The organism is Tabrizicola flagellatus (assembly GCF_046295235.1).
GTDB classification, from domain to species: domain Bacteria; phylum Pseudomonadota; class Alphaproteobacteria; order Rhodobacterales; family Rhodobacteraceae; genus Tabrizicola; species Tabrizicola flagellata_A.
Map to the genome: position 1 here is coordinate 58,328 of NZ_JBKBLV010000014.1, position 22,635 is coordinate 80,962.

At 68.2% G+C, this 22,635-nt stretch carries 24 protein-coding genes, 2 tRNA genes and 1 pseudogene; 18 read left to right on the top strand and 9 right to left on the bottom strand.

Features of this window, described 5'->3' with window-relative positions; all coding sequences use genetic code 11:
• Positions 1 to 17 precede the first annotated feature (17 nt).
• A complete protein-coding gene (locus ACK4IU_RS08155) occupies positions 18 to 650 on the bottom strand; it encodes a PepSY domain-containing protein (protein WP_409733567.1) in 633 nt (210 codons plus the stop codon).
• Positions 651 to 787: 137 nt separating this feature from the next.
• Here ACK4IU_RS08155 and ACK4IU_RS08160 point away from each other — a divergent pair, with 137 nt between their 5' ends.
• A complete protein-coding gene (locus ACK4IU_RS08160; RefSeq protein WP_409733570.1) occupies positions 788 to 1,405 on the top strand; it encodes a DUF1345 domain-containing protein in 618 nt (205 codons plus the stop codon).
• Positions 1,406 to 1,447: 42 nt separating this feature from the next.
• Here the strand turns inward: ACK4IU_RS08160 and ACK4IU_RS08165 are convergent, their stop codons facing one another.
• Positions 1,448 to 2,587, bottom strand: a complete 1,140-nt coding sequence (locus tag ACK4IU_RS08165) for a Do family serine endopeptidase (RefSeq protein ID WP_409733572.1) — start codon at positions 2,585 to 2,587, stop codon at positions 1,448 to 1,450.
• Between the two features lie 242 nt (positions 2,588 to 2,829).
• On the opposite strand from ACK4IU_RS08165, the gene ACK4IU_RS08170 reads away from it, so the two are divergent.
• From ACK4IU_RS08170 to ACK4IU_RS08205, 8 genes are all read left to right on the top strand, one after another.
• Positions 2,830 to 3,039, top strand: a complete 210-nt coding sequence (locus ACK4IU_RS08170; RefSeq protein ID WP_409733575.1) for a hypothetical protein — start codon at positions 2,830 to 2,832, stop codon at positions 3,037 to 3,039.
• A 119-nt stretch (positions 3,040 to 3,158) separates the two neighbouring features.
• Positions 3,159 to 3,830, top strand: coding sequence for a winged helix-turn-helix domain-containing protein (locus tag ACK4IU_RS08175; RefSeq protein ID WP_409733692.1), 672 nt, complete (start codon positions 3,159 to 3,161; stop codon positions 3,828 to 3,830).
• A 4-nt stretch (positions 3,831 to 3,834) separates the two neighbouring features.
• On the top strand, positions 3,835 to 5,238 hold the full coding sequence (locus tag ACK4IU_RS08180; RefSeq protein ID WP_409733578.1) for an ATP-binding protein: 1,404 nt from the start codon (positions 3,835 to 3,837) through the stop codon (positions 5,236 to 5,238).
• Complete coding sequence (locus tag ACK4IU_RS08185; protein ID WP_409733581.1) at positions 5,235 to 5,840, top strand: dual specificity protein phosphatase family protein; 606 nt, start codon at positions 5,235 to 5,237, stop codon at positions 5,838 to 5,840. Before ACK4IU_RS08180 ends, ACK4IU_RS08185 begins: the two co-directional genes overlap by 4 nt.
• 31 nt (positions 5,841 to 5,871) lie before the next feature.
• Positions 5,872 to 6,414 (top strand): Chromate resistance protein ChrB, encoded by a 543-nt coding sequence (locus ACK4IU_RS08190; RefSeq protein WP_409733584.1) that lies wholly within the window; start codon positions 5,872 to 5,874, stop codon positions 6,412 to 6,414.
• 7 nt (positions 6,415 to 6,421) lie between these two features.
• A complete protein-coding gene (locus tag ACK4IU_RS08195) occupies positions 6,422 to 6,628 on the top strand; it encodes a DUF1127 domain-containing protein (protein WP_409733587.1) in 207 nt (68 codons plus the stop codon).
• On the top strand, positions 6,628 to 7,374 hold the full coding sequence (locus ACK4IU_RS08200) for a COG4280 domain-containing protein (RefSeq protein ID WP_409733590.1): 747 nt from the start codon (positions 6,628 to 6,630) through the stop codon (positions 7,372 to 7,374). Before ACK4IU_RS08195 ends, ACK4IU_RS08200 begins: the two co-directional genes overlap by 1 nt.
• On the top strand, positions 7,371 to 7,589 hold the full coding sequence (locus ACK4IU_RS08205) for a hypothetical protein (RefSeq protein ID WP_409733593.1): 219 nt from the start codon (positions 7,371 to 7,373) through the stop codon (positions 7,587 to 7,589). Before ACK4IU_RS08200 ends, ACK4IU_RS08205 begins: the two co-directional genes overlap by 4 nt.
• A 378-nt stretch (positions 7,590 to 7,967) precedes the next feature.
• Here the strand turns inward: ACK4IU_RS08205 and ACK4IU_RS08210 are convergent, their stop codons facing one another.
• Entirely contained in the window at positions 7,968 to 8,483 is a 516-nt protein-coding gene (locus ACK4IU_RS08210) for a transposase (RefSeq protein ID WP_409733596.1), read from the bottom strand.
• A 43-nt stretch (positions 8,484 to 8,526) separates the two neighbouring features.
• Between ACK4IU_RS08210 and ACK4IU_RS08215 the strand changes: the two are divergent.
• Positions 8,527 to 8,691, top strand: a pseudogene (locus ACK4IU_RS08215) (IS5/IS1182 family transposase); the annotation flags it as partial.
• A 205-nt stretch (positions 8,692 to 8,896) separates the two neighbouring features.
• Here ACK4IU_RS08215 and ACK4IU_RS08220 read toward each other — a convergent pair.
• Positions 8,897 to 8,986, bottom strand: a tRNA-Ser gene (locus ACK4IU_RS08220).
• Positions 8,987 to 9,269: 283 nt separating this feature from the next.
• Here ACK4IU_RS08220 and ACK4IU_RS08225 point away from each other — a divergent pair.
• The 7 genes from ACK4IU_RS08225 (at position 9,270) to ACK4IU_RS08255 (ending at position 16,476) form a co-directional block, all read left to right on the top strand.
• Positions 9,270 to 10,514 (top strand): SPOR domain-containing protein, encoded by a 1,245-nt coding sequence (locus ACK4IU_RS08225; protein WP_409733599.1) that lies wholly within the window; start codon positions 9,270 to 9,272, stop codon positions 10,512 to 10,514.
• A 19-nt stretch (positions 10,515 to 10,533) separates the two neighbouring features.
• A complete protein-coding gene (locus ACK4IU_RS08230) occupies positions 10,534 to 11,685 on the top strand; it encodes a D-alanyl-D-alanine carboxypeptidase family protein (RefSeq protein ID WP_409733695.1) in 1,152 nt (383 codons plus the stop codon).
• The gene (tmk, locus tag ACK4IU_RS08235) at positions 11,686 to 12,309 is read left to right on the top strand and encodes a dTMP kinase (protein WP_409733602.1); all 624 of its coding nucleotides are present in this window, start codon (positions 11,686 to 11,688) and stop codon (positions 12,307 to 12,309) included.
• A 160-nt stretch (positions 12,310 to 12,469) separates the two neighbouring features.
• Positions 12,470 to 13,861, top strand: a complete 1,392-nt coding sequence (locus ACK4IU_RS08240; protein WP_409733698.1) for a circularly permuted type 2 ATP-grasp protein — start codon at positions 12,470 to 12,472, stop codon at positions 13,859 to 13,861.
• Positions 13,862 to 13,966: 105 nt separating this feature from the next.
• The gene (locus ACK4IU_RS08245) at positions 13,967 to 14,917 is read left to right on the top strand and encodes an alpha-E domain-containing protein (protein WP_149587094.1); all 951 of its coding nucleotides are present in this window, start codon (positions 13,967 to 13,969) and stop codon (positions 14,915 to 14,917) included.
• On the top strand, positions 14,917 to 15,723 hold the full coding sequence (locus tag ACK4IU_RS08250) for a transglutaminase domain-containing protein (protein WP_409733605.1): 807 nt from the start codon (positions 14,917 to 14,919) through the stop codon (positions 15,721 to 15,723). Before ACK4IU_RS08245 ends, ACK4IU_RS08250 begins: the two co-directional genes overlap by 1 nt.
• Before the next feature lie 30 nt (positions 15,724 to 15,753).
• Entirely contained in the window at positions 15,754 to 16,476 is a 723-nt protein-coding gene (locus ACK4IU_RS08255) for a peptidase (protein ID WP_409733608.1), read from the top strand.
• Between the two features lie 3 nt (positions 16,477 to 16,479).
• On the opposite strand, the gene ACK4IU_RS08260 is transcribed toward ACK4IU_RS08255, so the two are convergent.
• Positions 16,480 to 17,655 carry an NAD(P)/FAD-dependent oxidoreductase gene (locus tag ACK4IU_RS08260; protein WP_409733611.1) on the bottom strand — a complete coding sequence of 392 codons (1,176 nt, stop codon included), beginning with the start codon at positions 17,653 to 17,655 and terminating at the stop codon, positions 16,480 to 16,482.
• 111 nt (positions 17,656 to 17,766) lie between these two features.
• On the opposite strand from ACK4IU_RS08260, the gene ACK4IU_RS08265 reads away from it, so the two are divergent.
• Positions 17,767 to 17,841: transfer RNA gene (locus tag ACK4IU_RS08265), tRNA-Gln, on the top strand.
• A 160-nt stretch (positions 17,842 to 18,001) separates the two neighbouring features.
• On the opposite strand, the gene kdsA is transcribed toward ACK4IU_RS08265, so the two are convergent.
• The 4 genes from kdsA to ACK4IU_RS08285 form a co-directional block, all read right to left on the bottom strand.
• On the bottom strand, positions 18,002 to 18,832 hold the full coding sequence (kdsA, locus tag ACK4IU_RS08270; protein WP_409733614.1) for a 3-deoxy-8-phosphooctulonate synthase: 831 nt from the start codon (positions 18,830 to 18,832) through the stop codon (positions 18,002 to 18,004).
• A 9-nt stretch (positions 18,833 to 18,841) separates the two neighbouring features.
• Entirely contained in the window at positions 18,842 to 20,566 is a 1,725-nt protein-coding gene (locus ACK4IU_RS08275) for a capsule biosynthesis protein (protein WP_409733617.1), read from the bottom strand.
• On the bottom strand, positions 20,550 to 21,203 hold the full coding sequence (locus ACK4IU_RS08280) for an ABC transporter ATP-binding protein (protein ID WP_409733620.1): 654 nt from the start codon (positions 21,201 to 21,203) through the stop codon (positions 20,550 to 20,552). The genes ACK4IU_RS08275 and ACK4IU_RS08280 overlap by 17 nt, the downstream gene beginning before the upstream one ends.
• 130 nt (positions 21,204 to 21,333) lie before the next feature.
• A complete protein-coding gene (locus tag ACK4IU_RS08285) occupies positions 21,334 to 22,563 on the bottom strand; it encodes a Na+/H+ antiporter NhaA (protein ID WP_409733622.1) in 1,230 nt (409 codons plus the stop codon).
• Between the last annotated feature and the right edge of the window lie 72 nt (positions 22,564 to 22,635).

Consider the following 22,635-nt stretch of genomic DNA (forward strand, 5'->3'; position numbering starts at 1 on the left):
GGGCGCGGGATTGCGGATCAGCCTTCCTGCTGCTCGCCGCTTTCGCCGTCCTCGTCGCCGTTCTGGTCCTGGTCGCCGACCATGACCTTCCCGGTCGCGGCATCCACCATCACCTCGGCCAGCTTGCCCGAGGCATCGGCGACCTTTAGCTCGATCCCCAGCGCGCTGTCCTCCTGCGCATATTCGGCCGAGAGCACCTTGCCGCCCTGCGCCTCGGCGCCCGAGATGGCCTGCAGAAGGCCGGTCTTCGCCCCCTGGATCGCGGCGAGTTCGTCTGCCTCGGAGGCATCGTTGTCGCCGTCCGATCCGGGCTTCTCGCTGTCCGGGGTGCTGGCAAGGATCGCGCCGGTCATCGGGTCGATGCGGTGATCGATCTCGGTCGTGCCGTTCTGCGTGGTCACGTCAAAATACGCCCCGTCCTTCTTCACCTCGAACTCGGCGCCGGTCACGATGCCCTGGTTCGCAGCCTCGGCGGCGCGGATGGCGTCGGCCAGCGTCAGCTTGGCGCCCGCCAGCGCCTGAACCGCGGCGGCCTCCTTGCCGCCGGTTTCGGCCCGGGCCATGGTGCTGACGGCACCACCGAGGGCAAGGCTGCCGGCAAGCGTGGCCGCAACAATGCGCGAGAACGGGGATTTCGGTTTCATCTGCATGGATCACTCCTTTGGCTGTCGGCAGCGACCGCCGCTGCCATGAGGCCAATCTGGCGATCCGCTCTCGCGGTGACCTGTCTTGAGAATTGAAACTCTGTTATGCGGCAAGAAACCGAAGGTCCGGACTCGTTTGCCGCATGCCGCATCCACGTTTCGTCGTCTTTCTCCTCGTCTTCCTTTGCACGACGGTCGGAGCCACGTTGTTCCTTCCCATCGAAGAGGCGACGATCCTTGGTTTCGACCTTGCTGCGGCTGTGTTCATTGCATTGGCTGTGCCGCTCTGGACGAAGGATGTCCCCGAAGGCGCCCGGGCTCGCGCGGCGCGTGACGACGGCGGGCGGGTTCTGCTGATCCTGACGGCGGCGGCTGCACTGGCGGCGATCCTGCTCGCGCTCGGGCGGATGGTCGAGGGGCGCAGCCACCTGACCACCGGCGATTTCGCCATCGTCGCGGGCACGCTGGTGCTGGCCTGGCTGTTCTCGAACCTGGTCTATGCCTTCCACTACGCGCATCTCTACTACGACCAGATCGAGGCGGGAGATGCGGGCGGGATCATCTTTCCCGAGGGCGGGGAACCGGTCTTCGCGGATTTCGTCTATTTTGCCTTCGTGATCGGCATGACCTGCCAGACGGCCGACCTGGATATTGCATCGCGGCCGATCCGGCGCGTGGTCACGCTGCACGGCCTCTTCGCCTTCTTCTTCAATCTCGGCGTTCTGGCCCTGACGATAAATGTGCTCTCGGGCGTCCTGTGACGCCCGAGAGCCAAGCCTGTTGCAACTGAGCGCCGAGGGCGATCAGGCGGGCTGTTCGCCGCGCTGGCCCAGGGTCACGGCCAGTTCGGTCGGCTTGCCGGCGCGCAGGAAGTCCAGTTTCACCTCGGCACCGGGCCGGGCCGTGGCGATCAGCCGCGTCAGGTCACGCGGGCTTTCGACCGCCTGGCCATCGACCGCCGTCACCACGTCGCCGCGCTTCAGCCCGGCCTTGGCCGCCGGAGTGTCGGCATTGACATCCGCGATCAGTGCCCCCTTGGCCGCATCAAGACCCAGCGCCGCCGCGATGTCGTCGGTGACCGGCTGGATCGAGACGCCGAGCCAGCCGCGCTCGACCTTCCCGTCGCCGGCCAGATCGGCGATCACCTGCTTTGCCGTCTCGGAAGGCACGGCGAAGCCGATCCCGACCGACCCGCCCGAGGGCGAGAAGATCGCGGTGTTGATCCCCACCACGCGGCCCTCGGCATCGAACAGCGGCCCGCCCGAGTTGCCGCGGTTGATGGCGGCGTCGGTCTGGATGTAGTTGTCGAACGGCCCCGAGTTGATGTCGCGCCCCAGCGCCGAGACGATGCCGGCCGTCACCGTGTTGCCGAGGCCGAAGGGGTTGCCGATCGCCACTACGTCCTGGCCCACGCGCAAGGCGCCGCTGTCGCCCCATTCGACGAAGGGCAGGTCATGGCCGGCCTCGACGCGGATCAGCGCAAGATCGGTGGCCGGATCGGTGCCCACCACCTTGGCGTCAAGGCTGGTGCCGTCGGAAAGCTTGACCGTCACCTTGTCGGCGCCATCGACGACATGGTTGTTGGTCACGATATCGCCCGAGGCCGAGATGACGAAGCCCGTGCCCACGCCCTGCATCTGCGGGGCCTCGCCCTGCGGGCCGCCGGGCTGGCCGGGCATCGGCATGCCGAAGCGGCGGGCGAAGTCCTCGAAGCCGGGCGGCAGGTCGGCAGGGTTGAAGTCGGCCGCCTCGGCCTTCTTCGTCACCTCGATGTAGACGACGGCGGGCGAGACGCGCGCGACGAGGTCGGCATAGCCGCCGGGCTGCACGGAATAGGCGTAGGCGGGGGTGAGGGTCGGCGCAAGCGCGCCCACGGCGGTCGCCCCCATCAGCGCGCCCAGCACCAGAGCGGGCCAGCGGCGGGAATTCGGTCGGGTCTGCATGTCGGTTTCTCCTGGATCATTTCCCCGGGGTGTTACGAAGCCGGGGTCTCGATGCTGCCAAGATCGGCGGGCTTCCTTGCAGCCAGACCTCGCGCGGATTGCAAATGCGCAATCTTCCTCGCGGCATGGTCACGCCGGCTCACAAGACGGAGATTGCGAAATTGTAATCTGACAGACAGCGCCCTGTCGGCTGCCGCCCGCATATCCGCTGCATCGAAACCGACAGACCAAGGAGACGAAGGATGATCCGGAAACTGAAGATGTGGGGCGCGCGCGGACTGTTCCTGTTCGCGGTGGCAGCGGCTCTCGGCTTTGGCGTCATCGCTGCGGCCATGGCGGCGGTGATCGGCGGACTTCTGGTGCTGGGGGTGCGCCTTGCGGAGGGTCTCGACCAGACCGGGCGCGCCGAGCGGCCCTCCGCGCCAGACGCGACCACCGACCAGCCAGCGTGAGCCATGAAACGGACCGGCCCGCCGTCCGCCTCTTGCGCGGCGGGTTCCGGTCGCAAGCCGTTTCGGGTTAGACAGGAAAGGCGCGTCGGGGGTGGCGCGTATCGCGCATGGACCGCAACATGAAGCTTCTGGTGATCGAGGACGACCGCACCACGGCCGACTATATCGTGAACGGCCTTCGGCAGGAGGGCCATGTCGTCGATCACCTCGCCGACGGGCGCGAGGCGCTGCCACAGGCGATGTCGGGCGGCTATGACGTGATGGTGGTGGACCGGATGCTGCCGGGCCTCGACGGCCTGTCGCTGGTCAAGGCACTGCGCGCGGCGAAAGTCCCGACGCCGGCGATCTTCCTGACGGCCGTGGGCGGGGTGGACGACCGGATCGAGGGCTTGCAGGCGGGCGGCGACGACTATCTGGTGAAACCGTTCGCCTTCGGCGAGCTTTCCGCCCGCATCCAGGCGCTGGCCCGCCGCCCGCAGGCGGCGGTGCAGGAAACCGTGCTGACCGCGGGCGACCTGACCATGGACCTGATCCGCCGCAAGGTGATCCGCGCGGGCGTCGAGATCGACCTTCTGCCCCGCGAATTCGCGCTGCTCGAGCATCTTCTGCGCCGCAAGGGCCGGGTGCAGACCCGCACCATGCTGCTGGAAGCGGTCTGGGATATCAGCTTCGATCCCCAGACCAATGTCGTGGAAACCCACATCAGCCGCCTGAGGTCGAAGATCGACAAGCCCTTCGACCGCGAGCTGCTGAAGACCGTCCGCGGCGCGGGCTACCGGATCGAGGGCTGACGCCGTGGCCGCGCCCGCCGCGATCGTCGCCGGGGTCGGACGGCTGGCCCGCTCGACCCCTGTGCGGCTGGCGCTGGGACTGGTGGCGCTGTTCTCGCTGGTCAGCATGGCGACCCTCGGCGTCGCCTATGTGCAGATCCGCGGCAACCTGGTCGAACAGATCTCGGCGACTCTGGATCAGCATGTCGCAGGCTTCCGCGTGACCAATGATCCCGCTGCGCTGGCCGCGCTGGTCACCGCCGAGGCCGCGGCGGCCGATCCCGAGCAACGGATCTTCGTCTTCATCGCTCCGGATGGCACCAGCGTCGGCAACGCCCGGGCCGAGGTCCGGGGCGACAAGGTGGGCCTGGCGCCGCTGAAGAATGGCCGCAAGCTGGGCACGGACGGCTACGAACACCGGATCGCCCCGATGGCAGGCGGGTTGCTGATCGTTGCGGAAAGTCTCGAGCCGACGAAGGAACTGCGCGAGACCTTTCTTGACCTCGTGGCCTTCAACCTGATCCCGACGATCCTGTTGTCGCTTGCCGCCGGCGTCTGGCTCGCGGCCGCCTCGGCCCGCCGCGTCGGCCGGATCGAGACCGCCCTCGGCCGCATGGCGGAAGGAGACCTGAGCGCCCGGGTGGACGGGCCTGACCGCGGCGACGACCTCTCCCGCATCGGGACCGGCATAGACCGCATGGCCGAGGCGCAGGAGACGGCGACCACCGCCCTGCGCCAGGTCTCGGCCGACATCGCACATGACCTCAAGACCCCGGTCCAGCGGCTGGCCCTCATGCTGTCGGACCTGCGCGACCGTCTGCCCGAGGAGGGGCCCGAGGCCGACCTCGCCGCCCGCGCCGCCGAGGAGGCCGACCGCGCCGTGGCCGTTTTCCAGTCGCTGCTGCAGATCGCCCAGATCGAAGGCGGCAGCCCGAAGGCGCGGTTCGGGTCCGTCGATCTGGCGGCGGTGGTCCGCACCTTCATCGAGATCTACGAACCCGCCGCCGAAGATTCCGGCCATGTCCTGCACCTCGAGCCCTTGCCCGAGGGCCCGGCGACGGTGACGGGCGACCGCAACCTGCTGGGCCAGGCGGTGGCAAACCTGATCGAGAACGCCCTGCGCCACACGCCCCCCGGCACGCTCATCCGGGTTTCGCTGACCCGCGAGCCGGGCCGCGTCGTCCTGACAGTCGCCGATACCGGCCCCGGTATCCCCGAGGCCGAACGCGACAAGGTGCGCCGTCGCCTCTACAGGCTGGAACGGTCGCGCACCACGCCCGGCCATGGCCTCGGCCTGTCGCTGGTCGAGGCCATCGCCCAGGCCCACGGCGCCGAGCTTGGCCTTTCCGACAACGCGCCCGGCCTGCGGGTCCGGCTGACCTTCACCGAAACGGCTGCCCGCGCAGCCCAGACCAGGGGATCACCATGACACGTCTTCGCAAGGTGCTGCGCCTCGTCGCCCTGGTCCTGGCCACGGTTGTCGCGCTTGGCGGCTATCTGGGCTGGCGGCAATGGACCGGAAACTTCGCCACGGTCGTCGCGGGCGAGGTCTACCGGTCGAACCAGCCCACGCCCGACCGGCTTGCGAGCTATGCGCGCGACCACCGCATCCGGACGGTGCTGAACCTGCGCGGGGCCTCCCCCGGAACCGACTGGTACGAGGCCGAACGAAAGGCCGCCGCCGATCTGGGACTCACGCTGATCGACCTGCCGCTCTCGGCCGGTCACGAACTGACCCGCGATCAGGCCGAAACCCTGCTGGCCACGCTGCGCGAAGCGCCCAAACCGCTTCTGATTCACTGCCGCTCCGGCTCGGACCGGACCGGGCTTGCGGCGGTGGTCTATCAGGCGATGGTGGCCGGGATCGACGAAGAGACGGCCGAGCAGCAGTTGTCGATCCGCTATGGCCATTTCTCGGTTCCGGTCCTGTCCGCCGCCTGGCCGATGGATGCAAGCTGGGAACAGATGGAGCAATGGTGGGGCATCGACGATCGTGCCGCTACACTGCCGGCGCCAGAAAGCGCCACTTGATTTGTAACCATCGTTACAGTATGAACGAGCCATGAATAACGAAGCCTGGCTCATCCTCTCCTACAAGGTCCCGCCCGAACCGACCGCGCGGCGCGTTGCGCTGTGGCGCAAGCTGAAGGGACTGGGTGCCGTCTATCTGCAGAACGGCGTCTGCCTCTTGCCCGAGACCGACGACCACCTTCGCCGGCTGAAGATCGTCGAGAACGACGTGACCGCGGCGGGGGGCGAGGCGGTCCTCCTTCGCGGGCTTCCGCTCGAGACGGGACAGTCGGCCAAGGTAACCGCCCGCTTCAAGGCCGACCGCGACGAGGCCTATGCCGAGTTCATCGACAAGTGCGACGACTTCGAGCGCGAGGTCGCCAAGGAAATCGCCGCCAGCCACTACACCTATGCCGAGCTCGAGGAGAACGACGTCGATCTCAAGAAGCTCCAGGGCTGGCTCGAGAAGATCCGCAAGCTCGACTTCTACGGCGCCCCCCGCGCCGCCGAGGCCGCCGACCGGCTGAAGCAGTGCGAGGCGGTACTGGACGACTATGCCCGCCGCGTATTCGACGCGCATGACGAGAACAAGTGAGGCTACCATGTCAAACCTGCATCGGCCGAACCTGCCCCTGTCCCGACCGACGACCGGACTTGCGGTCGGAAGCGTGACGCTGATCGACCGCTTCCACGCCCGGGACGACCGCCAGCGCCAGCGCGCCGGGCTGGCCGGGCTTGACGACGCGGGTCTGGCCGACCTCGGTCTGAGCCGCGCCGAGGCGCTGGCCGAAGCACGCCGGCACGACTGATGCTGTCGTACTCGCACGCCTGGCCCGCCGTGGCCTCGGCCTTCCTCGCCTCGATCGTCGAGGTGGTGGAGGCCTTCACCATCGTTCTCGTTGTCGCCACCCTGCGCGGCTGGCGGCCGGCGGTGTTCGGCACCGGGGCGGCCCTCGCTACGCTGGCCGCCATCGTGGCGCTGCTCGGGCCGCTCCTGGACCGCGTGCCGCTGCATCTGCTGCAACTGGTCGTCGGGGTGATGCTCTTGCTGTTCGGGGCGGGCTGGCTGCGCAAGGCGGCGCTTCGCGCCGGCGGCGTGATCCCGCTGCACGACGAGGCGGCGATCTTTGCCCGCGAACAGGCCGAACTGTCGGGCGAACTCGCCCGCTCGGGCCGCACGCAGGACTGGATCGCCGGCATCGCCGCCTACAAGGCGGTTCTGCTCGAGGGGCTCGAGGTCGTGTTCATCGTGGTCGCGGTGGGCGCCGGGCGCGGCCTCCTCGGCCCCGCGGCGATGGGCGCGGCGTTGGCCTGCGCGCTGGTTCTGGTGGCCGGCGCCATCGCGCACCGGCCGCTGGCCCGCGTGCCCGAGAACACGCTGAAGTTCGGTGTGGGCGTGATGCTGACGGCCTTCGGGGTATTCTGGGCGGGAGAGGGGCTTGGCATCGAATGGCCGGGCGGCGATCTGATGCTGCTTGCGCTGGCGGCGCTGTTCCTTGCCACCGGTCTTGCCGGGGCGGCTCTGGCGCGCAACACGAAGGGGGCAATGGCATGAACATCCTGAAGGACGTGAGCCGCGAACTCTGGTCGATGTTTGTTGCCGATGCCCGGCTGACCCTGGCGCTGCTGGCGCTGGTCGCAGCAACGGGGACGGGGATCCGGTTGTCGCTTCTTCCCCCGTTTGCGGCCGGCATCGTCTTGACGTTCGGGACTGTGACCGTCCTCCTTCTGGCGATCCGTCGCTTTGCACGGTCGATCCCTCGACGATAAGTCCTTGCGCCTCTTCAGGTTCGAGGTCGCGATGCGCCGGTGCCGGCGCGACAAGGCGCGTATCGGCCTGTTCCGCAGGGATTTGGAGGGGATGGGTCTTTTATCCAACCTTCTTTTGAGGATGCCGCTCGGTTTGCAAGGAATATCTTATCGGCGAGACGGGTGATCGAGTGCGGTCTTTTGTCAGGCCTGTTCGTCCGGCCGACTGGCGCCGGAGGCCGGGATGGTGATGCGCGGAGCGGGGCCACCTCTCCAAGAGCGAGCTTGAGGCTCGGAGAAGGTTTCTGGATTGCCCGATCCGGATCATGTCGATCATATGCCCATGCTGATCATGCCTTCCTCACAATTCGGTGGCCCGGTTGTCCGCTCGTCGCCCGGTCAGGCGCCGATCAGCATCGGGCCGCGATAGCTTTCGCCGCGCGTCAGCATCGCCCAGATGCCGCGCGCCATCTTGTTCGCCAGCGCCGTGGCTTCGACCGGCACCGGCTTGCGATCCAGCATCCGCGCCAGCCATGACCCCCTCGGCGATCCTCGCCGCGATGCCCAGCGGATCACGGCGGTCGCCCCGATGACCGGCAGCCGCAGGATATCGTGCTGCCCCATCTTCGAAGTTTTCTCCAGCTTCTGCTTGCCGCCGCTGGAGTGCTTCCGCAGGGCCAACCCGAGCCGGGATGCAAAATCACGTCCGCGCCGGGACTGCTCCAACGGCGGAGCGAAGGTCTCGACCGCGAGTGCGGTGATCGGACCGACACTCGGCGTCGTCTGGAACTGGCGCGGCAGGTCTGCTTCCTGCGACATGGCCGCCATCCGCCCTTTCATTGCATTGATCCGCGCGTTGACCAGGGCAATCTGCTCAGGGAACATGCGGCAGATGTCCCGGGCCAGTTCGGGCACGCCGCTGCCGGGATCGTCGACGACCTTGGCCAGGTGCGGCAGGTATCACCGCCGAAGCCGCGCCGAGACGAAGATGCATTGCGTCAAGCTGCTGGCTTAGCGCCTGTCCACGCGCAACTTCGATCGTCTGGTCGCCGAGTTCCAGGTTCACGTCGCCGTCCCGAACGGATCCACCGCGCTCGGCACGCCCATCACAGAGGTCGCAGGACAGGTCTGTCCACGGAAGGGGAACGTCCGGCCGACAGACGATTTGTGCAACAGAGCCCCGGGAACTGGCCAAATTGCTGGCCTAGGCGCGAGCCGGGGCAAAGGCGCTCGGAAGGCAATAGTCAAACAAGTGTTTTCTCTTTTTTGGGCTTGATGTGGGGTCCGTGAAATCGAGTTTCGAAAAACGCAATGAAATCAATGGTAAATGGCGGAAGCGGTGGGATTCGAACCCACGGTGGGGTTCCCCCCACGCTGGTTTTCAAGACCAGAGCCTTAAACCACTCGGCCACACTTCCTTGCGCCCCGCGGCTGGTTCGGGTCGTGGCGCGGGCATATCCTGCCCAGCTCGATTCTGAAAGGCCGTCAGTCACGCGCTCCAGCGGCGAATTCCGCTGATCGTGAGCGCAGCAGATCGCCTCCGCCCTTCCCACCGCTTGCGCAAGGCAGTATGCTGGCCACAAATTGCAGGCAGACCCTGTGGAAAAGCGGCGACACAAGCCTCGGGCAAAAGCGCCCGGACACGGGGAGACTTCATCGGTAAAGCGCGGCGCGCAGACCGCGCGCACTTGAGGGCGGAAGATGGCAAGAGCGGGGCTTCGGTTCACGATCATCGGTCTGGCGGCAGCGGGTCTGCTTGCGGGCTGCGTCGAAGGCGGCGGAGATGCCGGCGGTGGTGGCGGTGCGACCTTCGCCGCGGCGCCGGGCGGCAAGAAGGCCGGGACCCGGGATGTCGAGGCGCCCGAGGTCTTTCAGGCGACCGAAAAGGCGCTGTGGGACGGGCGGCCCTCGCTTGGCGGAATATGGGTCGCGGCGCCCGATGTGACGAACCCGGAACGCGCGCTGATCGTCAACCAGGCAACCGGGCAGTCGGTAACCGGGGCGCTGTTCCGGCGCGAGCGGGAAAATCCCGGCCCCCGGCTTCAACTGTCGTCCGATGCGGCCGAAGCGCTGGGAATCCTGGCGGGTCAGCCGACCGAGATCCGGGTGATTGCGCTGCGCAAGGAAGAGGTCAAGGCCGCGGCCGCGCCGGCACCTGCCTCGGTCGCGCCACCGACCCAAGATGCAAAACCGGGCGACGCCAAGCCGGGCGAGGCCGCTGCCATCGCCTCCGCCGCGCTTGCGGCTGTCGATGCCGGTAAATCGGCTGGCGCGGCTCCGGCCGCAGCGAAGCCGGGCGCTGCGCCGCCTGCCGCGGGCGAGGTCGCGGCGGATGCCACGGTCGCCGGCGCTACCGCGGCCGGTGCCGCCTTGGCTGCGGTGGACGAGACGCCGAAGCGCAAGACCTGGAAAGAGCGCCGGGCCGAGGCCAAGGCAGCGCGCGAGGCCAAGAGACGCGCCGCGGCCGAGGCCAAGGCCGCAGCCTCCGCCGCCGAGGCCGATGCCGCGATGGCGTCTGGTGGCGAGACTGCGGCCGGCGCGGCCCCGACGGCCACCGCCGCGACGGCGGCCGTAGCCCCGATCGAAGCCGCCCCGCTCGATGCCCGCAAGCCCGAGGTCGTGGCCGGCAAGCCCGAAGCGGCCGGCAAGCGCAAGGTCGTCGGCGCAGCCCCGGCCCCCGCGGCCAAGCCTGCGGCCCCCGCCGATACGGCGGCCGCTCCCGCAGTGGCCAGCGGTCCGGTCCGGCCGATCCAGGTTGCCTCGTTCTCGAAGGAGGACAATGCCAGGCGCGCTGCCGATGCTCTGGCCAAGATCGGCCTGACCGCGACGCCGCAGAAATCCGAAAAAGGCGGCCAGGCGGTCTGGGGCGTGGTCGTCCAGGGCGACGAGGCCGCGCTGAAGAAGATCAAGGCCGCCGGTTTCGCCGACGCCTATTTCCTGAAGTGAGCAGGGACCGCCCGCCATGCTGAACCGTCTGCGCCTTGTCCTGACCCTGATTGCCCTTGCGCTTGCCGCCTTGCCGGCGCGCGCCTTCGAGACCGCGGCGACCGCCGCCTGGGTCTATGACATGACGACGGGCACGGTGCTGATGGACAAGAACGCCGACCAGCCCGTGCCCCCGGCCTCGATGTCCAAGCTGATGACCATTAACATGCTGTTCGAGGCGCTGAAGGACGGGCGCGTCACGATGGACACGCCCTTCGCGGTCTCGTCGCGCGCCAAGGCCATGGGCGGCTCCACCATGTTCCTCCAGGAAACCGACCGCCCGACCGTCAACGAGCTGATCCACGGCATGATCGTGAACTCGGGCAACGATGCCTGCGTCGTGGTCGCCGAAGGGCTTGCCGGCACCGAAGAGGCCTTTGCCCGGCAGATGACCGAACGCGGCCGCGCGCTCGGGATGACGGCATCGACCTTCGCCAATGCGAGCGGCTGGCCCGATCCGAACCACCGCATGTCGATGCGCGACCTTGGCATCCTGGCCCGGCGACTGATTCAGGACTTTCCCGAATACTATCCGATCTTCGCCGAGACCGAGTTCAACTACAAGAACCGCGCGCCCGCCAACGCCCGCAACCGGAACCCCCTGCTGGAACTTGGCGTCGGCGCCGACGGGCTGAAGACCGGGCACACGCAGGAGGCCGGATACGGTCTGGTCGGATCGGCAAAGCAGGGCGACCGGCGCATCATCTTCGTCATCACCGGCCTGCCCAGCGAGAAGGCGCGCGCCGAAGAGGCCGAACGTATTGTCGGCTGGGCCTTCCGGCAATTCTCGGAAAAGACCATCGCCAAGTCCGGTGTCCGGGTCGCCGAGGCCGAGGTTCACATGGGCGCGGCCCCGACTGTCGGCCTCGTTCCGGCCGAGGACATCCGCCTTCTGGTGCCGGCTCTGGTGCAGGAAAGCCTGACCGCCGAGGTCGTCTACAACGGCCCGTTGATCGCCCCGATCGCCAAAGGGACGCCGGTCGCGGAACTGATCGTCCATGCCCCGGATCTTCCCGACCGCAAGGTGCCGCTGGTGGCCGAGGCCGATGTCGGCAGGGCCGGGTTCCTCGGGCGGCTGACCACGGCGGCCAGCGCGCTCTACGCCCGCTATCTCGGGGCGCCGGCCAGCTGAATGGCGGGGCTCTTCCTTTCTCTGGAAGGCATCGACGGCTCGGGCAAGTCCACCCAGGGGCGGCTTCTGGCCGAGACCCTCCGCCAGCGCGGACACACGGTCACTCTGACGCGCGAACCCGGCGGCAGCCCTGGCGCCGAGGAGATCCGCCGTCTGGTCCTCGAAGGCGCCACCGACCGCTGGTCGCCGGAAACCGAGATCCTGCTCTTCACCGCCGCGCGGCGCGACCATCTGGAAAAGACGATCCGTCCCGCACTGGCGCGCGGCGAGATCGTCATCACCGACCGCTTCGCCGATTCCACCCGGATCTTCCAGGGCATCACCCGGGGCGACCTGGCCCGGGTGGTCGACCGCCTGCACGCGCTGATGATCGGGGTCGAGCCTGACCTCACGCTCCTGTTCGACATCGACCCCGCCCTGGGCCTCGCGCGGGCCCAGGCCCGCGCCGGCGCCGAATTGCGCTTCGAGGACATGGGGCTGGCCTTCCAGCAGAAGGCCCGCGCCGGGTTCCTGGCCCTGGCTGGCCGCCATGCACGATTCCGCGTCATAGATGCAAACGGTGCCCCCGAGACCGTCGCCGCCCGTGTCGAGGCGGCCGTGGCCCCGCATCTGCCTCGGCCCTGACCACCGGATCCTGCCGGAATCCCGTGGATCATGTGCACAAAACTTGTGCAACTGGTGATGCTGCGGGCGCTATCCTTCCGGTAATGCTTTTCCCCTCGCGCGGCCTCTGCTCTAGTCGGGGCAAGACGTTCAGGGGGACGTGGTGAGCCAGTTCAACGAGATGTACCAGGGCACCGAGGTCAGGGCACCCTATGCGCGGTTGCAGGACTGGGTAGCGACGATGCCCGAAGAACTCCGCAGCCTGAAGCAGGCCGAGGCCGAGGCCCTGTTCCGCCGTATCGGCATTACCTTCGCGGTCTATGGCGAGGGCGGCGACCCGGACCGTCTGATCCCCTTCGACATGTTCCCGCGCGTCTTTTCCGGCACCGAATGGGCGCGGCTGGAGCGCGGGATCAAGCAGCGGGCCCGGGCGCTGAACGCCTTTCTCGTCGATGTCTATGGTCGCGGCGAGATCATCCGCGCCGGCCGCATTCCCGCCCATCTCGTCTATCGCAACGAGGCCTACGAAAAGGCCGTCGTCGGCTTCGTGCCGCCCAAGGGCGTCTATTCCCACATCGTCGGCGTCGATATCGTCCGCACCGGCCCCGACCAATTCTACGTCCTCGAGGACAACTGCCGCACGCCCTCGGGGGTCAGCTACATGCTGGAAAGCCGCGAGATCATGATGCGGATGTTCCCCGACCTCTTCCGCGAGAACCGTATCGAGCCGGTGGATACCTATTCCGAAAAGCTGCGCCGCACCCTGGCCAGCGTCGCGCCGGCCAAGTGCAAGGGCGAGCCGACGGTGGTGATCCTCACCCCCGGCCATTTCAACAGTGCCTATTACGAACATTCGCTCCTGGCCGACCTGATGGGGGTGGAACTGGTCGAGGGGCAGGACCTGTTCGTGGAAGGCGAATACGTCTGGATGCGCACGACCGAAGGCCCGCAGCGGGTGGACGTGATCTATCGCCGCATCGACGACGCCTTCCTCGACCCGCTGTGCTTCCGCCCCGACTCGATGCTCGGGATTCCCGGCCTGATGGATGTCTACCGCTCTGGCGGCGTGTCGATCTGTTCGGCGCCCGGGGCAGGGGTGGCCGACGACAAGGCGGTTTACACCTATGTGCCCGACATGGTGCGCTTCTACCTCGGCGAAGAGCCGATCCTGCAGAACGTGCCGACCTGGCAATGCGGCCGGGAAGAGGATCTGAAACACGTCCTCGCCAACTTGCCCGACCTCGTGGTGAAGGAGGTTCACGGTTCGGGCGGCTATGGCATGCTCGTCGGACCCAGGGCGTCGAAGGACGAGATCGAACGCTTCCGGGCGAAACTGGTCGAGGATCCCGCGAACTACATCGCCCAGCCGACGCTGGCGCTGTCCACCGTGCCCACCTTCGTCGAAGAGGGCGTGGCCCCGCGCCATGTCGATCTGCGTCCCTATTGCCTCGTGGGCGAACGCATCGAACTGGTGCCCGGCGGCTTGACGCGGGTGGCGCTGAAGGAAGGGTCGCTCGTGGTGAACTCCAGCCAGGGCGGCGGGGTCAAGGATACCTGGGTGCTGGCGGAATGACCGGACAACGCGACCACAGCGCAAGATTCTTCGCCGAAGAATTTTGCGGCACCACTGACAAGGCCCAGGATCCTTCGACGAAAGATCCTGGGGAACAGGCCTGACATGCTGAGCCGGACCGCAGACAACCTCTACTGGATCGCCCGCTACATGGAACGCGCCGACACGGTCGCGCGGCTTCTGGAGGTGGGAAGCCGGATCAGCCTTCTGCCGTCGGCACAGGGCTACCGCAGCGAATGGGACAGCCTGTTGCAGGCCACCGGCATGGCCCATGCCTTCGCGGCCAAGTACGGCGATCCGGTCCAGCGCAACATCGAAAGCTTCCTGTTCTTCGACCGCGACAATCCCTCGTCCGTGGCCAGCTGCATCACCGCCGCGCGCGAGAACGGCCGCATCGTCCGCACCGCGCTGACGACCCAGGTCTGGGACGCGCTGAACACCGCCTTCCAGGAGCTGCGCCAGCTGGAACGGGCCGAACGCTCGACGCTGGAACTGTCGCGGCTGACCGACTGGACCATGCGCCACGCCGCCATGCTGCGCGGGGCGATCGACGCCACGCTCCTGCGCGACGACGGGTTCAACTTCCTCAACATCGGCTATTATCTCGAACGCGGCGACAACACCGCGCGGCTGATGGACGTCAAGTACTATGTCCTTCTCCCGCGCGTCGATTTCGTGGGGTCCGGCCTCGACAACTACCAGTGGTCCACGCTCTTGCGCGCCATGGGGGCGCAGCGCGCCTTCCACTGGGCCTACGGCGGCGAGGTGACCTCGGCGAAGATCGCCGACTTCCTGATCCGCAACCCGCAGTCGCCCCGCTCGCTGGCCACCTGCACCGCGGGGCTCGTCAACCACCTCGGCCGCATAGCCAAGGCCTATGGCCGCGAAACCCGGGCCCAGGACTGCGCCCGCGCCCTTCTGGCAGGGATCGAGGGCACGACCGTCGACATGATCTTCGAGGAGGGCCTGCACGAGTTCCTGACCCGCTACATCACCGAATCCGCCACGCTGGCCACGGCGATTCATGACAGCTACCTCAGCGGAGAGATGCGCTGATGCGCCTGACCGTCGATCACCTGACCAGCTATCGTTACGATGTCCCCGTGCGTTCGGTCGTTCAAAGCCACCGCCTGACCCCGTCCGCCTTCGCCGGACAGAAGGTCATCGACTGGGAGGTGACGGTGACCGGCGGTATCCGGGGGGCACGTCACCGCGACGGGGCAGGGGATGTCGTGCAGGGCTGGACCATCGCCGGGCCGGTCGACGGGGTTGCCGTCCAGGTCCGCGGAACGGTCGAGACCGAGGACATGGCCGGCGTCCTGCGCGGCCACCGCGAGAGCGTGGCCCCCGATTGCTACCTGCGCGAGACCGCGCCTACCCGGATCGACGTGGCCCTCGCCGCCCTTGCGGCCTCGGCCTCCGGGTCCGACTGCCTGGCGATTGCGCACGCGATGTCGCTGGCCGTATCCGACGCCATCGCCTATCGCCCCGGCGTCACCCATGCGCATACCACCGCCGCCGAGGCGCTGGCCCTCGGCGAAGGCGTCTGCCAGGACCATGCCCATGTGCTGATCGCCCTTGCCCGCGCCCGCGGGGTCCCGGCGCGCTATGTCTCGGGCTATCTCTTCGCCACCGAGGACGGCACCCCGCACGAGGCCGCCCATGCCTGGGCGGAGCTGCACATCCCTGGACTCGGCTGGGTGGGCTTCGACCCCGCCAACCGCTGCTGCCCTGACGACCGCTACATCCGGTTGGGTTCCGGCTTCGACGCGCAGGACGCGGCGCCGATCCGCGGTGTTGCCCGTGGGGCGGCGGTAGAGGAGATGGATGTGACGGTTGCGGTTCTCCAATCGGCCCAATAGGCTCGGCGCGGACGGGGAGAACGGACCAGAATGACCTATTGCGTGGGGCTGCTACTGAACGACGGCATGGTGCTTCTGTCCGACACGCGCACCAATGCCGGACTCGACAACATCTCGACCTACCGCAAGATGTTCACCTTCGAGGACCCGGGCGAGCGCGTCATCGTCATCATGACCGCCGGCAGCCTGTCGGTCACCCAGACCACGATCGCCCAGCTGCGCGAGGCGGTCGAGGATCCCGAGGCCACGCCCGAAACCTCGATCATGCTGGCGCCCACGCTGCTGAAGGTGGCCGAGATCGTCGGCGACCGGTTGGCGCGGGTGCGGGCCGAGGTGGACGAAAAGCTGTCGGCCATGCAGGGCGCCTCGGCCTCGATGATCGTCGCCGGCCAGCGCCGGGGCGGGGCGATGCGGCTGTTCCTCATCTATCCGGAAGGCAATTTCATCGAGGCGACCGAGGATACGCCCTTCCTTCAGATCGGCGAGCACAAGTACGGCAAGCCGATCCTCGACCGGGTGGTGCGCCCGACGACCAGCCTGTCCGACGCGACCAAGGCGGTGCTCCTGTCGATGGATTCGACCCTGCGCTCGAACCTCTCGGTCGGCATGCCGCTGGACCTGGCGGTGATCGAGCGCGATGCCTGCCGCGTCACCCATGCGCGGCGGATCGAGGCCGGGGACCCCGCCTTCCGCGCCATGTCCGAGGCCTGGTCGCATGCCCTGCGCGACGGTTTCGCCAGGATCACGATCTGAGGGCTAAAGCGCCTGTCCCGCGGCCCAGCCGCTCGACCAGGCCCACTGGAAGTTGTAGCCGCCCAGCCAGCCGGTGACATCCACCACCTCGCCGATGAAGAAGAGGCCCGGCACGCCCTTGGCCTCCATCGTGCGCCCGTCCAGCGCCCGGGTGTCCACCCCGCCCAGCGTCACCTCGGCGGTGCGATAGCCCTCCGATCCGACCGGCACCAGCCGCCAGCCGTTCACCTGCGCCGCGATCCGGTCGAGCGTGGCGCCCGGCAGTTCCGCCATCGGCCCGGAGATCCCCGCCGCCTCTTCCAGATGCCGGGCCAACCGTTCGGGCAGCCAGCGCCCCAGCACCGTGCGCAACGCGGTCTTGCCCTGCGCCGCCTTCGCCGCGCGCAAGGCCCCCGCCATGTCCTGCCCCGGCGCGAGGTCCACCAGGATCGGGTCGCCCTCGCGCCAGTAGGACGAGGCCTGCAGGATCGCCGGGCCCGACAGGCCGCGGTGGGTGAACAGCACCGCCTCGTCGAACCGCGCCCGTCCCGCCGCGACCCGCGCCGCGACCGACACCCCGGCCAGGGGCCGCATCCAGGCCAGCTCCTGCTCGGCGAAGGTCAGGGGCACCAGCGCGGGGCGCGTCTCGACCACCGGCAGGCCGAACTGTCCGGCGATCTGGTAGCCCAGGCCCGTCGCCCCAATCTTCGGGATCGACTTGCCGCCCGTGGCCACGACCAGCGCCCGCGCCCTCTGCGCCCCCCGCGGGGTTTCCAGCGCAAATCCCTTGTCGTCCTGCCGGATGGCGCCCGGCGCGCAGTCAAGCCACAGCGTGACGCCCGCACGCTCCATGTCGCGCAGCAGCATGGCGACGACCTGGGTCGCCGGCCCGTCGCAGAACAGCTGCCCCAGGGTCTTTTCGTGCCAGGCGATGCCCGCCGCGTTGATCCGGGCGATGAAATCCCACTGTGTGAACCGCTTCAGCGCCGACAAGGCAAAGCGAGGGTTCTGCGACAGGAACCGTTCGGGCGCGATGCCGAGGTTGGTGAAGTTGCAGCGCCCGCCGCCCGAGATGCGGATCTTCTCGCCCGCGGCCCGTGCGTGGTCGATGACCAGCACCTTGCGTCCGCGCCGCCCGGCCTCGATCGCCGCCATCATGCCGGCCGCCCCGGCGCCCAGGATGATCGCGTCCCATGCCATGCCCCGTCCTAGCCGCGCGCCGCGTCGCGGGCAAGCCGTGAGGGCGGGCGGAAAAATTCGATGCGGGGCCTTGCACGCCCCAAGACCCTTCGCTAAACACCGCCGCACGGTTGGGGCGTCGCCAAGTGGTAAGGCAGCGGTTTTTGGTACCGCCATACCTAGGTTCGAATCCTAGCGCCCCAGCCAGCCTTTCCCCCTCGCGCAACGTCTCCTACTCGAGCACTGCGTGCACTCGTCGGAACGCACCCTTCGGTCAGGCATGCATGACCTGCGACCAGCGTCACATGGCGTCGATCCAGACCTGGATCCGGCACGGCGGAACCGTGTGGCGCCCGGAAGCCCGGTTTCAAACCCGCAACGGATGGGCCTTGGCCAGCCGGTCGAAGGCCATCAGGCTGTCCACCAGCGCCGGCATCTGGTCCAGCGGAATCATGTTCGGGCCGTCCGAGGGCGCGCGGTCGGGCGCCTCGTGCGTCTCGATGAAGACGCCGGCGATGCCCAGCGACACGGCGGCGCGCGCCATGACCGGGGCGAATTCGCGCTGCCCGCCCGAGGACGTGCCCTGGCCGCCCGGTTGCTGCACCGAATGGGTGGCGTCCATTACGACCGGCCAGCCGGTCCGCGCCATGATCGGCAGGGACCGCATGTCGGCCACCAGCGTGTTGTAGCCGAAGCTCACCCCGCGCTCGGTCAACAGGATGCGCGCGTTGCCGGTCGATGCGACCTTCGCGGCCACGTTCGCCATGTCCCAGGGCGCCAGGAACTGGCCCTTCTTGATGTTGACCACGGCCCCGGTTTCGCCGGCGGCCAGCAGGAGGTCGGTCTGGCGGCAGAGGAAGGCGGGGATCTGGATCACGTCCACCACGACCGCCGCCTCGCGCGCCTGGCCCGCGTCGTGGACATCGGTCAGGACCGGCATCCCCATGTCGCGTACCGCGGCCAGGATCTTCAGCCCCGCCTCCATGCCCAGCCCGCGCTTGCCCGACAGCGAGGTGCGGTTCGCCTTGTCGTAGCTGGCCTTGAACACATACTGCGCGCCCGCGGCCCGGCAGGCCTCGGCCATCCGGCCCGCGATCATCTGCGCATGGTCCAGGCTTTCCAGCTGGCAGGGCCCCGCGATCACCAGAAGCGGGCGGTCGTTGCCGACGGTCAGCCCGCCGATCGTCACATCCTTCATGCGCTGTCCCTACGACGAGACCTGTTCCCGCAGGATCGCGGCGGTCATCGAGACCATGAGGTAAATCCCCAGAAGGATCAACATGGTGACCAGCGTGTTCTCGAAGGCGCGCGGATAGGCGGGTTCGTCCGGCGGGATCGGGCTGACCGACAGCGACAGATAGCGCACCTGGCGGTTGGCCTCGATCCGCGCGGTCTCCATCGACTGCAGCGCCTGGGCCAGCAGCATCTGCCGGGTCTGCATGTCGGCCTGCGCCACGAGCAGTTCGCCCTGAACCTCGGCCAGGCTGGTCGCGCCGCCGGTGTTCTCGGTCAGCCTGGCGCGCAGCGCGGCGACCTCGCTTTCCAGCGTGGCGATCCGGCGCTTGACCGGTTCCATCCGCGCCTGGTTCGGATTGGGGTTGGCTTCCATCTGTGCCAGCGACAGACGCTCCTGCGTGAGCTGGCTTTCCAGCCCGCTGATCTGACCGACGATCAGCCCGACCTCGGAGTCGGTGGAGAGGATCTTGAACTTCTCCTGCAACTCGATCAGCCGCTTCTGCGAGGCGACCAGGGCCTCCTGCGCCGCATCATAGCCGGCCTGGGCGTCGCGCATCTGGTCCTCGCGCAACCGTTGCGTCAGGTGATCGACCTGACCTTCGGCGTAACTGACAAGCTGGCGCGACCAATCGGCCGCGATCTGCGGATCGGCCGCCATCACGTCCATCCGGATCACGCCCTCGGTCGTGTCGAACGAGATCTTCAGGAACTTGCGATAGACCTTGTAGGCCGCCTCCAGCGAGGCATCCGGTGCCAGTCGCTGCAAGGGGTCGAAACGCGCGTCCTGGAAATGCGCGCGGAAGCCGAGATCCGCATCCAGCCTGGTCATCGCCTCGCGCGATTGCAGATAACCCTGCACGGCGATGGAATCCTGCGAGGTCGCGAAGGCGGTGCCTGAAAACAGCCCGCCCAACGAGCCCCCGGACGAAGTCGGACCGGCCTGCTGGATCACGAACTCGGTGCGCACCGAATAGATCGGCGTTGCGATCGCATAGAAATACCAGCCGGCAACGAGGGTCGGCAGCAGCACGAAGGCGAACAGCCGCGCCCCGAGCAGCGCCAGCCGGCGGCGGCGGCGGCGGGCAATGTCCTGCTGCATCCGCAGGATCTCGGCGGCCTGGTTGATCTCGGCGCGCTGCTCGGTGGAGGGAACCGAGATCGGCTTGACCTTCTTGGGCAGCTGCACCTGGTCGCCCGGAAGCCGGGTCAGCGCCCGGCTGTCCGGGCCGGGCGGGCGGGCGCCGCCGCCGGCCGCTTCGCCGTTGGAACTGACGACGCGCAAGAGCGAGGCCCGCGAGAAGGGATCGATCCCGGCCTCGCGCAGCTGGCGGACCGCGTCGAACTCCGAGGTCGGCTTCATGCCGTGCTTCTCGGCGATCGCCAGCGCGCGCCGCAACTGGCGGCCGGTCAGCCCCTCGGCCGCGATTGCCGCCAGGGCGGCCTCGATCTCTTCCGGTGTCTCGGCGCGCGGGACAGACTGCTGCGTCCCGGCGGCCAGCGGCTCCGCGGGGCCGGGCGCGGCGCCGGCTTCCTGCGATGCGGGCGCCGGACGATCGGCGTCGCGCCGGAAGTCCAGGTTGCCAAATCCGTCGTCATGGTTGTCGAACACGCCTGCGTCGCCGGTGCCCGCATCGGATGGCACGGGCCGCTCGACCCTGCGGATGTGATAGCGCGAGGCCTTAGGATTGGTAGTCATAGAGCCGTTTCGCTTCTTCAAGGGTCTCGAACTGGTACAGCTTGCCGTCCTTCAGCACCGCCGCGGAACGGCAGAACCGTTCCAGCGTCTTGGCCGAGTGCGACACGATCACCACCGTGGAGTTCTTCAGCCTTTCCTGAAGGAGGTTGCCAGCCTTGCGGTTGAACTCGACATCCGAAGTTGCGGGCATGCCCTCGTCGATCAGGTAGATGTCGAACTCGATCGCCAACAGCAGCGAAAAGGAAAAGCGCGAGCGCATGCCCGAGGAATAGGTGGACAGCGGCATCTCGAAATATTCGCCCAGCCCGCAGACCCAGCGGCAGAAGCTTTCGACGTAATCGGGGTCGAGGCCGTAGAGCCGCGCGATGTAGCGACAGTTTTCCTTGGCCGAGTGCTTGCCGTTCACTCCGCCCATGAAGCCCAGCGGAAAGGACACGCGCGAGGTCTTGCGGATCGAGCCTTCGTCGGGTTTTTCCAGGCCCGCCATCATGTTGATGATCGTGGTCTTGCCGGTGCCGTTCGCGGCCAGGATGCCAAGCGAGTTGCCGAGTTCGACCCGGAACGAGGCGCGGTCAAGGATCACCTTGCGCTGCGTTCCCGTCCAGAAGGATTTCGACACGTTTTGGAACTCGATCATCACGGCCTCGGCGCCCGTGGGTCGGACGTCTGCGCTCTTGCCTACGGCCATATCGTTAACATCGCGTTTGTGGCCTTAAAAGGGCCGCGGGCGGGCCAGAGGCGCTTGCCTGCGGGGAATGGCGCCCGGTTCACGCATCCGTGCGCCGATCCGGCCGCCTGCCTGCCGGCAGCAGGAGGGCCAGCGCGCCGGCCAGAAGGCTGATGGCCAGCCCGAGCCGTGCCGCCTCCTGCATCGCTCCCCCCGGCAGCGCGCTGTCCAGGGCCAGGACCGGAACGGTGAAGCCAGGCGCAAGAACCACGACCACGCGCAGGATGTCGCGCAGGCTGATGCCGGGCGGCAGCTTCAGGCCCAGCACCGCGATCGTTCCGAGGCCGAGGACCAGCATGCCCAGGGGTTTTCCGATCCACAGGGCGGCCAGCGTCGTGACGGTGGTCGGCGCGAAGGCCGCAAGATCGACGCCGCCGCGCGTCAGGCCGAACAGGAAAAGGGTCGCGGTCAGCGGCCAGGACAGGGCATGGGCCAGCCGGTTCAGCGGGTCGTGCAGCAGTTCCTCGGCCTCGGCGAAGGGGCCGAAGCTGCGGTCGGCATGGGCGATCGCCGGGATCACCGGCAAGAGGCCCAGCACCGGCGGCAGGCCGGCGGCGGCCATGCCGATCCAGGACAGGACCCCGGCCAGGACATAGGGCCAAAGGCGGCTGCGGGCCTGGCGGAGCCGTTCGGGCGCCTCCGCCGGCAGCGCGCGCCCGTAGACCCCCCAGACCGCCAGCGCGGCAAGGGCCGGCAGGGCCAGCCACACCAGCCTCAGCGAGACGAGGGGCTGCGACAGGCCGAGGACCAGCAGCGCCAGGATGTCGGTCGCGACAGCCAGAAGCAGCAGCAGGTGCAGCGCCGGGTGCCCCTGGCCGAAGACGGCGCGCCCGATCAGGTAGCACAGCACCACATCCGACCCCAGCGGCACCTGCCAGCCGGTGGCAAAGCCCGCCTCCTCGGCGGTCTCGATCAGGCTTGCACTCAGGATCCAGACCAGGGCCGCGCCGGCCAGGCCACCCAGCACCATGCCCGCAGGCAGGGCCGCCTGCCGGCCGCGCAGCGACCCGTGCTCGGCCACCAGCGCCTCCCACAGCTCCTTGCCCACGATGAACAGGAACAGGGCCATCAGCCCGTCCGAGACCAGCGTCATCGGCGTCAGGCTGATCGGCAGCGGGGCCATCCAGCGCGGCAGGTCCAGATCGAGAAGCCGCCATTCGATCGCGTCGTAATAGCTTGCCGGCGCCAGGTTGACCCAGAGCGTCGCAAGGATGACGCCGGCCAGTAGCGCAAGCGCGAAACGGGGCAGGACGGAGGAGACACGATACATCAGACAGGGTCCGGCTGGAGGGTCGGACCATTTGACCCGGAATGGTCCTGCCCGCAATGGCCCGGGTGACGG

Bases quoted from the DNA above. Each gene is read 5' to 3' on its own strand.
- ACK4IU_RS08285 (WP_409733622.1), bottom strand. From the start codon at position 22,563: ATGTATCGTGTCTCCTCCGTCCTGCCCCGTTTCGCGCTTGCGCTACTG.
- ACK4IU_RS08165 (WP_409733572.1), bottom strand. From the start codon at position 2,587: ATGCAGACCCGACCGAATTCCCGCCGCTGGCCCGCTCTGGTGCTGGGC.
- ACK4IU_RS08160 (WP_409733570.1), top strand. From the start codon at position 788: ATGCCGCATCCACGTTTCGTCGTCTTTCTCCTCGTCTTCCTTTGCACG.
- ACK4IU_RS08155 (WP_409733567.1), bottom strand. From the start codon at position 650: ATGCAGATGAAACCGAAATCCCCGTTCTCGCGCATTGTTGCGGCCACG.
- ACK4IU_RS08280 (WP_409733620.1), bottom strand. From the start codon at position 21,203: ATGATCGAGTTCCAAAACGTGTCGAAATCCTTCTGGACGGGAACGCAG.
- ACK4IU_RS08205 (WP_409733593.1), top strand. From the start codon at position 7,371: ATGAACATCCTGAAGGACGTGAGCCGCGAACTCTGGTCGATGTTTGTT.
- ACK4IU_RS08260 (WP_409733611.1), bottom strand. From the start codon at position 17,655: ATGGCATGGGACGCGATCATCCTGGGCGCCGGGGCGGCCGGCATGATG.
- tmk (WP_409733602.1), top strand. From the start codon at position 11,686: ATGGCGGGGCTCTTCCTTTCTCTGGAAGGCATCGACGGCTCGGGCAAG.
- ACK4IU_RS08170 (WP_409733575.1), top strand. From the start codon at position 2,830: ATGATCCGGAAACTGAAGATGTGGGGCGCGCGCGGACTGTTCCTGTTC.
- ACK4IU_RS08175 (WP_409733692.1), top strand. From the start codon at position 3,159: ATGAAGCTTCTGGTGATCGAGGACGACCGCACCACGGCCGACTATATC.
- ACK4IU_RS08240 (WP_409733698.1), top strand. From the start codon at position 12,470: ATGTACCAGGGCACCGAGGTCAGGGCACCCTATGCGCGGTTGCAGGAC.
- ACK4IU_RS08185 (WP_409733581.1), top strand. From the start codon at position 5,235: ATGACACGTCTTCGCAAGGTGCTGCGCCTCGTCGCCCTGGTCCTGGCC.
- kdsA (WP_409733614.1), bottom strand. From the start codon at position 18,832: ATGAAGGATGTGACGATCGGCGGGCTGACCGTCGGCAACGACCGCCCG.
- ACK4IU_RS08200 (WP_409733590.1), top strand. From the start codon at position 6,628: ATGCTGTCGTACTCGCACGCCTGGCCCGCCGTGGCCTCGGCCTTCCTC.
- ACK4IU_RS08190 (WP_409733584.1), top strand. From the start codon at position 5,872: ATGAATAACGAAGCCTGGCTCATCCTCTCCTACAAGGTCCCGCCCGAA.
- ACK4IU_RS08195 (WP_409733587.1), top strand. From the start codon at position 6,422: ATGTCAAACCTGCATCGGCCGAACCTGCCCCTGTCCCGACCGACGACC.
- ACK4IU_RS08255 (WP_409733608.1), top strand. From the start codon at position 15,754: ATGACCTATTGCGTGGGGCTGCTACTGAACGACGGCATGGTGCTTCTG.
- ACK4IU_RS08245 (WP_149587094.1), top strand. From the start codon at position 13,967: ATGCTGAGCCGGACCGCAGACAACCTCTACTGGATCGCCCGCTACATG.
- ACK4IU_RS08225 (WP_409733599.1), top strand. From the start codon at position 9,270: ATGGCAAGAGCGGGGCTTCGGTTCACGATCATCGGTCTGGCGGCAGCG.
- ACK4IU_RS08275 (WP_409733617.1), bottom strand. From the start codon at position 20,566: ATGACTACCAATCCTAAGGCCTCGCGCTATCACATCCGCAGGGTCGAG.
- ACK4IU_RS08250 (WP_409733605.1), top strand. From the start codon at position 14,917: ATGCGCCTGACCGTCGATCACCTGACCAGCTATCGTTACGATGTCCCC.